Genomic DNA, 12169 nt, shown 5'->3' with positions numbered 1-12169 from the left:
GAGATGATCGTTCAGTTCCACGACGCCGTCGGCTCGCCCACGTATCCCCCTCTACGTGGGCGGGCCGGCGGCGTGTTCGCTCAGTTGACCCGGTTCACCCTGGTGGGCACGGCGAGCAATGTGCTCTACGCTCTCGCGTTCTTCACCCTCGACGTGTACGGGTCGTTCGTCGCCAACCTGGTCGGCGTGGTGACGAGTTCGATGTTGGCCAACGAACTCCACCGCCGGCTCACCTTCCGCGCCGCGGATCGCGTCCGCTGGTTCGTCGCGCAGTGGGAGGGCGGGACCCTCGCCCTGATCGGGCTGGCCGTCAGCTCCCTCGCGCTCGCCGTCCTGCACACGCTCTTCCCCGGCGCCGACGGCCTCGTGCAGGTCGCGCTCGTCGTCGCCGTCAGCGCCGTCGTCGGCGGCCTGCGGTTCCTCGCCCTCCGTGGCTGGGTTTTTGCCTCCGGCCTGTGAGTACTTCTTAACCGCCCGTGGTTAATAAGTACTCACGGCAGGGGACGGTGCCACGGACCGGTGATCGCCAGTGTCAGCCCCGGTGACTGAATGTTCGCGAACAGGACCCTCCCGTCGGCGCTGAATGCCGGACCGCAGAATTCGCTGTCGTTCAACTCGTTCCGAGCCATCGCGAACGGCTCCCTCTCCGCCGTGACACCCACGAGGTGGCTGATTCCTTCGCCGTCCTCCGCGAGAATCACACCGCCGTACGGCGAGACCGTGATGTTGTCGGGCCCGTCGTAGTTCCCGGTGTCGACAGCCGGATCGGGATTGACACCGAACAGCGTCTTCAGCGTGACCGTCTGTTTCGCCGGGTCGAAGAACCACACCTGGCCGTCGTGCTCGGCGACGCTGCCGTCGCTGGTCCGTGCGTAGCTCGCGACGAAGTAGGCGCCGCCGTCGCCCCACCACTGCCCCTCCAGCTTGCGGCTCCGGGTGACGGCGTCGTTCCCGAACTGCTTGCGCACCGACGTGCTCGTCGCGTCGCGGTCCGGCACACCGACCCACTGCACGGAGTACACGGTGCCCGGCTCGGTGGCCTGCGACAGGTCCGGGACGTGCGTTCCGCGCTGGAAGCAGGCCATCGCCTGGAGTGCGCCTGCGGTGTCGCCGCCCGGAGACTGGGCGAGTTCGCGCAGCGCGTTCGGCCCGCCCCGGAAGCCCTGCGGCGGCGTCCACCGGTAGTACAGGCCGTTCGGCCCGGACGCGTCCTCCGTGAGGTAGATGGTGCTCGACGCCGGATCCACCGCCACGGCCTCGTGCGCGTATCGGCCCAGGAACTTCAGCGGCACAGGACTTTTGCCCTTGTTTGCCTCCTGGCTCGCGGGGTCCACCTCGAAGACGTAGCCATGGTCGAGCAGGAACCCGCCCTCCCCCGCGCGAGCCTCCGTCTCCTCGCAGGTCAACCAGGTCCCCCACGGGGTGATGCCGCCCGCACAGTTGTTCACGGTGCCCGCGACGCTGACGTACTGGCCCTGCCGTGCGCCGTCGGCACGGACTGCAGTCGTGGTGGTACCGCCGCGCGCCCCAGTGTCGTACGTCAATCCGTCGAGGGCCGGCACGCCGAAGGGTTCGTCGCTGCCGATCTCGTGGTTGGTGACGAGCGTGGAACCGCCGGGTCGCTCGAACACCCCGATCGCGTCGGGGTCGCTCGGCACCGGTACACCACCGTCCAACTGCGTCTCACCCGACCGGGCGACGACGGTGTACGAAAAGCCCACCGGGAGCGACAGAATGCGGTTCGGGTCCGGCACGAGCGGTCCATAACCGATCGCCTGTCCCGGTGCCGCGGACGCGAACGCCGGGCGAACGAGGGCGTCGACGCTTCCGGCGAGCGCCACACCGAGGCCGGTGAGCGCGGTGCGACCGAGGAATCCGCGGCGGTTGAGTGGTGCAGTGGACACAGTGTGAAACCTCCATGGTGACGTACCGGATCCTCAGGACGGTAGGTACCGCGGTGCCCGGCTTCGTGGACGCACCGTGGCGGGCGCGTGAACCAAGTGCGAACTTCGCCCGTGAGTACTTGTTAACCGCCCGCGGTTAACAAGTACTCACGGGCGGCGAAGCCGCACAACCGTTGACACGTGACCAAATGGTCACCTATTCTCGGGTGCATGGACGACGATCACGTCTTCAAGGCGCTGGCCGATCCGACCCGCCGCCTGATACTCGACCGATTGTTCGCCCAGGATGGTCAGACGCTCACCGAACTCGAGTCGCACGTCGAGATGACGCGATTCGGCGTCATGAAGCATCTGCGTGTGCTCGAAGACGCGGGACTCGTCGTCACGCGCCGCGCCGGCCGGGAGAAACTGCATTACCTCAATCCTGTGCCGATACAGCTGATCCACAACCGGTGGATCGACAAGTACACCGAGCGTCACACCTCGGCGCTCGCTCAGCTGAAATCCGAACTGGAGGAAGAGAAATGACTACCGCCGACACGATCCAGATCTACGCCGTCTACATCAAGGCGACCCCGGAGGCCATCTGGGAGGCCATCACGAAACCCGAGTGGTCGCAGCAGTACGGGTACGGCGGCCTCGTCGACTACGACCTCCGCGCGGGCGGGTCGTTCCGCACGCGCGCGGACGACGCGATGAAGGAATACCCCGGCGTTCCGGACGTGATCGTCGACGGCGAGGTGATCGAATCCGATCCGCCGAAGAAACTGGTCCAGACGTGGCGGATGCTGATGGACGCCGACAACGTGGAGGGTTTCACCACGCTGACCTACGAGATCGTGCAGTCGAGCAGGCCCGGAGTCGCGAAACTGACTGTCACACACGACCTCACCAACGCGCCGGGGTTGGCGGAGATGGTCGCGGGCAGGCGCGAACCCGAGGGCGCGGGCGGCGGCTGGAACGAGGTGCTGAGCGGAATGAAGACGCTGCTCGAGACGGGTCAGCCGATGGTGAACTGGGGCTGAACACCGGGTCGGTGAGCGCGAGGGCCCGACATCTGTCGGATGGCCGCAGTAAGCTCCAACCATGACGGCTGCGCAGTCGCTCGACGGGAAATTCCTCGCACTCGCCGACCCTTACCGGCGCGAGTTGCTCGCCCATTGTTATCGCATGATGGGCTCACTTCACGACGCCGAAGACCAGATGCAGGAGACGTTCATCCGGGCGTGGCGTGGATACGAGGGCTACCAGCAGCAGGCGTCGCTGCGGACGTGGCTGTACAAGATCGCCACCAACACCTGCCTGACGGCGTTGCAGAACAGGTCGAAGCGTCCGCTGCCGAGCGGGCTGGGTGCTCCCGACTCCGACCCGACCGCCGAACTCGTCGAACGACACGAGGTGCCGTGGCTCGGGCCGCTCCCCAACCGCCTCATCGACGACGACGCCGGCGATCCCGCCACCGTCGTGACGTCGCGCGAGTCGGTGCGGCTGGCGTTCATCGCGGCCCTTCAGCATCTTCCTGCACGTCAGCGCGCTGTTCTCGTCCTGCGCGACGTGTTGCAGTGGAAGGCGTCGGAAGTCGCGACGGCCCTCGGCACCACCACGACGGCGGTCAACAGCCTGCTGCAACGTGCCCGGACGCAACTCGAACTGGCCACGCCGTCGGCGGACACGCTCGTCGAACCGGAGTCCCCCGAGGAACGCGAACTGCTCGACCGCTACGTGGCCGCGTTCGAGAACTACGACATCGACGGGATCGTCGAACTGTTCACCAAGGACGCCGTCTGGGAGATGCCGCCGTTCGAGGGCTGGTACCGCGGCGGGACCGCGATCGGCACCCTGGTCAGCGAGAAATGCCCGGCCAGGGGTCGAGGCGACATGCGACTGGTGCCGACGGTGTCGAACGGACAGCCGGCGCTCGGCCTGTACATGCGCGGGGAGGACGGGGTCCATCGTCCGTTTCAGCTGCACGTCCTGGACGTGACGGCCGACGGGGTCTCCCACGTCGTCTGCTTCTTCGACGTCGATCTGTTCGAGAAGTTCGGACTGCCGGAGACCCCGCCCGCCTGACTCCTACGCCGGCACGGCGGCCGGATCCATCCACATGACCTCCCAGACGTGGCCGTCCAGGTCACGGAACGCGCGGCCGTACATGAAGCCCTCGTCCTGGAGCTTGCCCCACGCCGAACCACCGGAGGCGAGGGCCTTGTCGACCAGGCTGTCGACCTCCTCGCGGCTGTCGGCCGAGATACACAGCAGCGCCTCGACGGCCTTCGAGGTGTCGCAGATGCCGCCTTCGATGAAGTCCTTGAACCGGGACTCGACGAGGAGCATCACGGACGTGGACTCGTTGATCACCATGGCGGTGCAGGAATCGTCGCTGAACGTGGCGTTGAACTCGAAGCCGAGTCCGCCGAAGAACTGCTTGGTCGCGTCGAGGTTCTTGATCGGCAGGTTCACGAAGAGCATCCGGGACATGTGATTCTCCTTCTCGGGTTCCGCCCAGTGCGGAAGTCATCGATACAGACCACGGCGGTGCGCAAAACTCATCGGCGCCCGCGCGCCCGATTCTGTCAGCTCTCGGCGAGGTCGAGGAACGAACCGATCATGATCCGTCCGGCCGCCTCCACGGCGTCCATGTGTTCCCCCGACGGCGCGGTACCGGGTGGCATGTGGGCCTGCATCACGGGCAGTTGCTCGCGGGTGAGTTCGACGTGGAACTGCAGACCGTAGGCGCGGCGTCCGATGGCGAACGCCTGATTCTCGTAGAGGCGACTGCTCGCCAACCGGACCGCGCCGTCCGGGAGGTCGAAGGTGTCGCCGTGCCAGTGGACGACGGGCACCTCGGCGCCGACGGCACCGAACACGGGATCGCGCGTTCCGTCGTCGGACACCGTCACCGTCCCGGCACCGTTCTCCGGGCTCGGCCCGCGGCGGATCGGACTGCCGAACGAGGCCGCGAGAAGTTGCGCGCCGAGGCAGATCCCGATCATCGGGAGACCGGCCTCCACAATTTCTTTGATGAAGTTTCGCTCTCGCGGAAGTTGCGGGTGGGTAACGTCGTCGAGTGCGCCCATCGGACCGCCCATCACCACGAGGCCGCCGATGTCGCGAACGGCCGGAAGTTCCGACGCTCGGTACGTGGGGTACTCGATAAATCGAATTCCCCGCTCTGCCAGCAGAGTTCCGACGAGCGCCGGCCCTTCGAACGACACATGTTCAACAATTGCCCATGGCTTGGTCATGCCACAATTCTTACCGAGTAGGGACTTTCGGCCCTAGGCAGCTTTGCCGCCGACGAATTCCGCACTGAGTGCACAAATTTGGGTTGTTCACACGGAGTTCATGTTCGGTGTCGATCACGCGAATGACACCCGCCGAACTGGACGCTTGTCTAGTGGCATGGCTCACCCGAAACCTGTAGAAATACGAGCGTCACGCTTTCGTGACCCGTCCCATATCAATTAGTTATCCGGTGGTGGTCCCTGACAAACGGAACGTCACCATCTCCCGTTTACCTCAGACCACAGACGAGCCCTCCTGCGATCCGGGAAGTCGTCTACGGGATGGAAAGGGCAATAGATGCCGCTCCCCATGTCCCCCCTCGACTCGATGTTCCTTCTCGGCGAGTCCCGAGAGCACCCGATGCATGTCGGCGGCGTGGAGATCTTCCAGCTCCCGGAAGGCGCCGACACCTACGACATGCGCGCGATGCTCGACCGCGCGCTCGCCGAGGGCGACGGCATCGTCACACCCCGGCTCGCCAAGCGGGCCCGCCGGTCCTTCTCCTCGCTCGGCCAGTGGAGCTGGGAGACCGTCGACGACATCGACCTCGGCCACCACATCCGGCACGACGCGCTGCCCGCCCCCGGCGGCGAGGCCGAGCTGATGGCCCTGTGCTCACGGCTGCACGGATCGCTGCTCGACCGCAGCCGCCCGCTGTGGGAGATGCACCTGATCGAGGGACTGAGCGACGGACGGTTCGCCGTCTACACCAAGATCCACCACGCGGTCGCCGACGGCGTCACCGCCATGAAGATGCTGCGCAACGCGCTCAGCGAGAACTCCGACGATCGGGACGTGCCCGCTCCGTGGCAGCCGCGCGGCCCGCGCCCGCAGCGGACGCCGTCGAAGGGGTTCAGCCTGTCGGGTCTCGCCGGTTCCACCATCCGCACCGCCCGCGAGACGGTCGGTGAGGTCGCCGGTCTCGTGCCCGCGCTGGCCGGCACCGTCTCCCGCGCCTTCCGCGACCAGGGCGGACCGCTCGCGCTGTCCGCACCGAAGACCCCGTTCAACGTGCCGATCACCGGCGCCCGTCAGTTCGCGGCGCAGTCGTGGCCGCTCGAACGCCTCCGCCTGGTCGCCAAGCTGTCCGACAGCACCATCAACGACGTCGTGCTCGCGATGTCCTCGGGGGCGCTCCGTAGTTACCTCGAAGATCAGAACGCCCTGCCCGCCGACCCGCTGATCGCGATGGTGCCGGTGTCGCTGAAGAGTCAGCGCGAGGCGGCGACCGGCAACAACATCGGGGTGCTCATGTGCAACCTCGGCACCCACCTGCGCGAGCCGGCGGATCGGCTCGAGACCATCCGGACCTCCATGCGCGAGGGCAAGGAAGCCTACGGCTCGATGACCGCCACGCAGATCCTCGCGATGAGCGCGCTCGGGGCGGCACCGATCGGCGCGAGCATGCTGTTCGGGCACAACTCGCGGGTGCGCCCGCCGTTCAACCTCATCATCTCCAACGTTCCCGGCCCCAGCTCACCGCTGTACTGGAACGGTGCGCGGCTCGACGCGATCTACCCGCTGTCGGTGCCGGTCGACGGCCAGGGCCTGAACATCACGTGCACCAGCAACGACGACATCATCTCGTTCGGTGTCACCGGCTGCCGCAGCGCCGTGCCCGACCTGAAGTCGATCCCGGCCCGGCTCGGACACGAACTGCGCGTGCTGGAGCGTGCGGTCGGGATCTGACGTCAGGGGGCCTTCCGGTCGCTGTGCCCGAGGTCGCGCTCGGGTGCCACCCGGTCGCGGACCAACTGCTTGAGGACGGTGATGTCGGGGAAGCCGCCCTGCTCCTTGCGGTCCCAGATCAGGTCGTCGTCGACGGTGATGCGGAAGATCCCGCCGGTGCCGGGGACGAGTGCGACCTCGCCGAGTTCCTGCCCGAACGTGCCGAGTAGTTCCTGCGCCATCCATGCTGCACGCAACAACCATTGGCACTGGGTGCAGTAGGTGATCGCGACCCGGCCGTCTGCGCTGCTCGTCGTCATCGTGCCAGGTTAACCGAACACGCTCCCCCGCTTGCTGTTCGAGTTGCATGCGCGACACCTGTTCGTCATGCGGGCGTCAGCATGTTGGGGCAGACTGTCGATCGCCATGCTGTGCCCCCCCGACGAAAGGAAGCCTCCATGCCCACCGCGCTCGAAGAATCGCGTCGCCACGCCATCGACCTGACCAACGAGAAGATCCAGGCAGTCAAGGACTTCTTCACCAACATCTTCCGTCTCGACACCACGCACCGCACCGAGGCGTGAACGGGCGGGGAGGCCTTCGCAGCGAAGGCCTCCCCGCGTTCACCGGATCGTCCCGAAGAACGCCACGATCTCCGCGGCCCGGAAGTGGTCTTCCGACACGTGTGGGCCGCTCACCTCGACGAACTCGGCCGAGTCCGAGCCGCGGCGGATCATCTCGACCCACGGCCCCGTGACACCGGTGATGTTCGCGACCTCGTCCTCCCGCGACGCGTACACCCGAATGGGCACTCCCACATAATCTCCCGGCCGGTGCCGGACGGCGTCCCACCCCTCGGTCTTCGGTTCGAGGTCGTGCCCGTCCGCGGACAGGTCGAACGCCTCCCGTACGGTGTCGCGTCCGTGCTCGCCCCGCTCCCACACCGCGCGCAGCGACAGCGACGGGGCGATGAACACCGCACCGTCCCACGGCACCTCGCGCAGGCGCACGGCGTTGGCGGCGGCGTTGCCGCCCATCGATTCGCCGATCAGGAACCGCCGCAGCACCGGCCACCGCCGGGACACCCACTCGTCCAGCGCCACCACGGCGTCCTGCGCCGACCGGTTACCCCATAGGTCGCCGTGCAGGTACGGGCTCGCGACCACGTATCCGGCGTCCAACAGGCCGTCCCGCAGTCCGGCGCGGTCGTCGATCGACCTCTCGTCCCCCGTCCGCCCGTGCAGGTAGTACGCGACTGCCGACGGTGTCGCCCCGCGCGGCACCGCGACCACCGCACGATCACCGGACCGCGGGACCGTCACCGCGTACTCGTCGTACCTGGTGCGGTGTGCCGTGCGCCGCGTCACCGGTTCGACGGCACCGGCACGAATTGTCACACCGCCAACGCTAACAAGCGACGACGCGACATGCCGGGCGGCGATCTCGGATGCGGCACCCGTTTCGCCGAGTCGGGCCGACCGACGGCGGCGCGCTCCTATACTTCGTAGCGTTGAGCCCTAGTTGCGAAGGGTGCCGATGACCGGATTCCTGCTACGACGTGCGCTCAATTACGTGGTGCTGTTGCTGCTGGCGTCGTTTCTGACGTTCAGCCTCACCTCGCTCACGTTCCGCCCGCTCGACAGCCTGGAACAACGCAACCCCCGGCCGCCGCAATCGGTGATCGACGCGAAGGCCGCGGAACTGCACCTGGACGACCCGATCCCGGTGCGGTACGCGAACTGGCTGGGCGGCGTCGTGCACGGCGATTTCGGCACCACCATCACGGGTCAGCCGGTGTCGGACGAGTTGGGCCGCCGGATCCTGGTGAGCATGCGATTGCTGATTCTCGGTTCCGTCATCGGCGCGGTGCTGGGGGTGCTGATCGGCGCCGCCGGGGCGATCCGGCAGTACAAGTTCAGCGACTATTTCAGCACCGTCGTGTCGCTGCTGATCCTCAGCGCGCCCGTGTTCCTGGTGGCAACCCTGCTGAAATACGGTGCTCTCCAGATCAACTCGGCCACCGGCAGCCAGATCTTCCTGTACACCGGGGAATCCTCGGCCAGCACGATCACCGGGTTCTGGCCGCAGTTCGTCGACCGGGTGCAGCATCTGGTGCTGCCGACCATCGCGCTGGCGTTGGGCAGCATCGCCGGGTACAGCCGATATCAGCGCAACGCGATGCTCGACGTTCTGGGGAGCGACTTCATCCGGACCGCGCGGGCGAAGGGGCTGACCCGGCGGTCGGCACTGCTCAAGCACGGACTCCGGACGGCGCTGATCCCGATGGCGACCCTGTTCGCCTATGGGTTCGGGGCGCTGGTCGTCGGGGCCACGTTCACCGAGAAGATCTTCGGCTGGCACGGCATCGGCGAGTGGATCGTGATCGGCATCGACAACCAGGACACCAACATCGTCGTCGCGATCACGTCGTTCACCGGGCTGATCGTGCTGTTGTCGGGGCTGCTCTCGGACGTCGTGTATGCGGCGCTGGACCCGAGGGTGCGTGTCGGGTGACCGAGATCCAGATCGCGTCCACCGATGCGGCGGTGTCGGCCGTCGGTCGCCGGACCCTGTTGTTTCGGCGGTTTCTCCGGAACAAACCCGCCATCGCCGGGGTGTGCGTCCTGCTGTTGCTGTTCGTCGCCAGTTTCGTGGGACCGTACCTGCTCCCCTACGACTATCAGCAGCTCGACTACACCGCGCTGCTGCGGCCGCCCAGTGCCGAACATCCGTTCGGCACCAACCAGATCGGGCAGGACGTTCTCGCCCAGACGTTGCGCGGGCTGCAGAAGTCGCTGATCATCGGCATCTGCGTCGCGCTCTTCTCCACCGCCATCGCGGCGCTCGTCGGTGCGCTGGCCGGGTATGTCGGCGGCTGGCCGGATCGGGTGATCATGTGGCTGGTCGATCTGCTGCTCGTCGTTCCCAGCTTCATCATCATCGCCGTGTTCACCCCCCGGCTGAAGTCGTCGAGTTCGATCGTCCTGCTGATCCTGCTGCTGGCGGTGTTCGGCTGGATGATCACCGCCCGGATGGTCCGCGGGATGACGCTGAGTCTGCGCGAGCGGGAATTCGTGCAGGCCGCCCGGTACATGGGGGCGCCGACGCACAAGATCATCATCAGCCACATCGTCCCGAACATCGCGTCGATTCTGATCATCGACGCAACCCTGAACGTCGGTGCCGCGATCCTCGCCGAGACCGGGCTCAGCTTCCTCGGGTTCGGCGTGCAGAAACCGGACATCTCTCTCGGGTCGCTGATCGCCGACGGTACCGAATCCGCCCTCACCTACCCGTGGCTGTTCATGTTCGCGGGCGGACTGCTGGTGATCACCGTGCTGTCGGCCAACCTGGTGGGCGACGGTCTCCGCGACGCGGTCGACCCCACCTCGAAGCGCGCCCGGTCGCGCAAGAGCAGGAAGAAGGCGAAGCGGTGACCGGGCAACCGCTGCTCGACATCGAGAACCTACGCGTCAGTTTTCCCAGCGAGGAAGGCCGGATCGAGGCGGTCCGCGATGTCGGCTACACCGTCTCCGACGGCGAGGTGCTCGCCATCGTGGGTGAGTCGGGCTCGGGCAAGTCGGTGGCGTCCCTCGCCGTGATGGGTCTGCTGCCCGAGCACGCGCGCGTCACCGGCTCGATCCGGTTGCAGGGCCGTGAGTTGCTGGGCATGGAAGACCGGGAACTGTCGGCGCTGCGCGGGAAGACGGTCAGCATGGTGTTCCAGGACCCGCTGTCCGCGTTGACGCCGGTGTACCGGGTCGGTGACCAGATCGCCGAGGCGTTGCTCGTTCACGGCCGGGCGAGCAGCAGGAAGGACGCCGAGCAGCGCGCCGTCGGCCTCCTCGATCTGGTCGGGATCCCCGATCCTGCGGTGCGCGCCAAGGCTTTTCCTCACGAGTTCTCCGGCGGCATGCGCCAGCGCGTGGTGATCGCCATCGCGATCGCCAACGATCCCGCGCTGATCATCTGCGACGAACCGACCACCGCCCTCGACGTGACCGTGCAGGCACAGATCCTGAACCTGCTGCGCAAGGCGCGTGATCTCACCGGCGCCGGCGTCGTGATGATCACCCACGACATGGGCATCGCGGCGACCCTCGCCGACCGCGTGGTGGTGATGTACGCGGGCCGGGTGGTGGAGTCCGCTCCGGTGCGGGAACTGTTCGCCGAACCCCGAATGCCTTACACTGCAGGACTACTCGTATCCGTACCACGGATGGACGCGCCGATCCGGAGCCGCCTGGTCTCGATCGCCGGCGCCCCGCCGGCACCGCATTCGCTGCCACCGGGTTGCACGTTCGCGCCGCGCTGCCCGCTCGCCGTGGACGCCTGCCTGCTCGCCGAACCGGAACTCGTCGCGACCGGACCGGCCCACCGGGCGGCGTGCATCCGCGTCGACGAGAGCGGCACCCGCGACCTCTTCACGGCGTATCGGCGGGATCATCCGGCCCCCGCCCCCACTGCGAGGACGCAACCCGAGCACCGGGTGGTGCTGCAGGTGACCGATCTGGTGAAGACGTATCCGATCACCAGCGGTCTGGTGTTCCGCCGCAAGCGCGGCGAGATCCGGGCGGTCGACGGCATCACGTTCGACCTTCGTGCGGGTCGCACGCTGGCGTTGGTGGGCGAATCCGGCTCGGGCAAATCGACGACGTTGACGCAGGTCCTCGACCTGTCCGCGCCGGAATCCGGGTCGATCGAGGTGCTGGGTGCCGACGTCGCGGCGCTGAGCGCCCATCGCAGGCGCGCTCTCCGGCGGAAGATGGCCGTCGTCTTCCAGGATCCGACGGCGTCCCTGGACCCTCGGCTGCCGGTGTTCGACGTGCTCGCCGAGCCGCTGCGGCTGGACGGCCGCGGGCGCGAGGAGATCGGCCGCCGGGTACCGGAACTGCTCGACCTGGTCGGGTTGCGACGCGAGCACGCCGACCGGTATCCGGCCGATTTCTCGGGCGGTCAGAAACAGCGGATCAGCATCGCCCGGGCGCTCGCGCTCGATCCGGAACTGCTGTTCCTGGACGAACCGGTGTCTTCGCTCGACGTCTCCATCCAGGCCGGGGTGCTCAACCTCCTGCGCGACCTCCAGGAGCAGCGGGGCATGTCGTACCTGTTCGTCTCCCACGACCTGTCGGTGGTCCGCAACATCGCGCACGACGTCGCGGTGATGTACCGGGGCAGGATCGTCGAGTCGGGGGCCGCGCAGACGATTTTCGAGGATCCGCAGCACGAGTACACCCGGGCACTGCTCGCGGCAATACCCGTACCGGATCCGACCGATTTGGCACACTAGGGTCAGCGACCTTCGAGGAAGG

14 protein-coding genes are annotated in these 12169 nt (G+C 67.1%); 9 read left to right on the top strand and 5 right to left on the bottom strand.

Translation table 11 applies throughout. The features are described 5' to 3' along the window. Positions 1-3 precede the first annotated feature (3 nt). A complete protein-coding gene (locus P3H15_RS27905) occupies positions 4-459 on the top strand; it encodes a GtrA family protein (RefSeq protein ID WP_276140202.1) in 456 nt (151 codons plus the stop codon). Between the two features lie 32 nt (positions 460-491). On the opposite strand, the gene P3H15_RS27900 is transcribed toward P3H15_RS27905, so the two are convergent. Further along, complete coding sequence (locus P3H15_RS27900) at positions 492-1904, bottom strand: alkaline phosphatase PhoX (protein ID WP_276140201.1); 1413 nt, start codon at positions 1902-1904, stop codon at positions 492-494. Between the two features lie 210 nt (positions 1905-2114). Here P3H15_RS27900 and P3H15_RS27895 point away from each other — a divergent pair, with 210 nt between their 5' ends. The 3 genes from P3H15_RS27895 to P3H15_RS27885 all read left to right on the top strand — a co-directional run bounded on the left by P3H15_RS27895 (position 2115) and on the right by P3H15_RS27885 (position 3974). Continuing rightward, positions 2115-2432 carry a helix-turn-helix transcriptional regulator gene (locus tag P3H15_RS27895; protein ID WP_276140200.1) on the top strand — a complete coding sequence of 106 codons (318 nt, stop codon included), beginning with the start codon at positions 2115-2117 and terminating at the stop codon, positions 2430-2432. Further along, positions 2429-2929 carry an SRPBCC family protein gene (locus P3H15_RS27890; RefSeq protein WP_276140199.1) on the top strand — a complete coding sequence of 167 codons (501 nt, stop codon included), beginning with the start codon at positions 2429-2431 and terminating at the stop codon, positions 2927-2929. The genes P3H15_RS27895 and P3H15_RS27890 overlap by 4 nt, the downstream gene beginning before the upstream one ends. 61 nt (positions 2930-2990) lie before the next feature. Continuing rightward, on the top strand, positions 2991-3974 hold the full coding sequence (locus tag P3H15_RS27885; protein ID WP_276140198.1) for a sigma-70 family RNA polymerase sigma factor: 984 nt from the start codon (positions 2991-2993) through the stop codon (positions 3972-3974). 3 nt (positions 3975-3977) lie between these two features. Here the strand turns inward: P3H15_RS27885 and P3H15_RS27880 are convergent, their stop codons facing one another. After that, positions 3978-4382: a VOC family protein gene (locus P3H15_RS27880; protein ID WP_015889204.1), complete on the bottom strand. Its 405-nt coding sequence runs from the start codon at positions 4380-4382 to the stop codon at positions 3978-3980. A 95-nt stretch (positions 4383-4477) separates the two neighbouring features. After that, entirely contained in the window at positions 4478-5149 is a 672-nt protein-coding gene (locus P3H15_RS27875; RefSeq protein WP_276140197.1) for a type 1 glutamine amidotransferase, read from the bottom strand. 337 nt (positions 5150-5486) lie between these two features. Here P3H15_RS27875 and P3H15_RS27870 point away from each other — a divergent pair, with 337 nt between their 5' ends. Next, positions 5487-6878 (top strand): wax ester/triacylglycerol synthase family O-acyltransferase, encoded by a 1392-nt coding sequence (locus P3H15_RS27870; protein WP_276140196.1) that lies wholly within the window; start codon positions 5487-5489, stop codon positions 6876-6878. Positions 6879-6880: 2 nt separating this feature from the next. Here P3H15_RS27870 and P3H15_RS27865 read toward each other — a convergent pair whose 3' ends face one another. Then, positions 6881-7177 carry a SelT/SelW/SelH family protein gene (locus tag P3H15_RS27865; protein WP_276140195.1) on the bottom strand — a complete coding sequence of 99 codons (297 nt, stop codon included), beginning with the start codon at positions 7175-7177 and terminating at the stop codon, positions 6881-6883. 138 nt (positions 7178-7315) lie between these two features. Between P3H15_RS27865 and P3H15_RS27860 the strand changes: the two genes are divergently transcribed. Then, the gene (locus P3H15_RS27860) at positions 7316-7441 is read left to right on the top strand and encodes a hypothetical protein (protein WP_255314952.1); all 126 of its coding nucleotides are present in this window, start codon (positions 7316-7318) and stop codon (positions 7439-7441) included. Positions 7442-7480: 39 nt separating this feature from the next. Here P3H15_RS27860 and P3H15_RS27855 read toward each other — a convergent pair whose 3' ends face one another. Continuing rightward, positions 7481-8254, bottom strand: a complete 774-nt coding sequence (locus tag P3H15_RS27855) for an alpha/beta hydrolase (RefSeq protein WP_276140194.1) — start codon at positions 8252-8254, stop codon at positions 7481-7483. Between the two features lie 139 nt (positions 8255-8393). Between P3H15_RS27855 and P3H15_RS27850 the strand changes: the two genes are divergently transcribed. From P3H15_RS27850 to P3H15_RS27840, 3 genes are read left to right on the top strand one after another with little or no spacing between them, the layout of a single operon-like run. Then, on the top strand, positions 8394-9371 hold the full coding sequence (locus tag P3H15_RS27850; RefSeq protein WP_276140193.1) for an ABC transporter permease: 978 nt from the start codon (positions 8394-8396) through the stop codon (positions 9369-9371). Next, the gene (locus tag P3H15_RS27845; protein WP_276140192.1) at positions 9368-10294 is read left to right on the top strand and encodes an ABC transporter permease; all 927 of its coding nucleotides are present in this window, start codon (positions 9368-9370) and stop codon (positions 10292-10294) included. Before P3H15_RS27850 ends, P3H15_RS27845 begins: the two co-directional genes overlap by 4 nt. Further along, positions 10291-12147, top strand: coding sequence for an ABC transporter ATP-binding protein (locus P3H15_RS27840; RefSeq protein WP_276140191.1), 1857 nt, complete (start codon positions 10291-10293; stop codon positions 12145-12147). Before P3H15_RS27845 ends, P3H15_RS27840 begins: the two co-directional genes overlap by 4 nt. The last annotated feature ends 22 nt before the right edge of the window (positions 12148-12169 follow it).

It is taken from the genome of Rhodococcus sp. T2V, assembly GCF_029269925.1.
GTDB lineage: Bacteria > Actinomycetota > Actinomycetes > Mycobacteriales > Mycobacteriaceae > Rhodococcus_F > Rhodococcus_F koreensis.
Note: the sequence above shows the minus strand (reverse complement) of the source record. Positions and strands in the feature narration are given on the sequence as shown.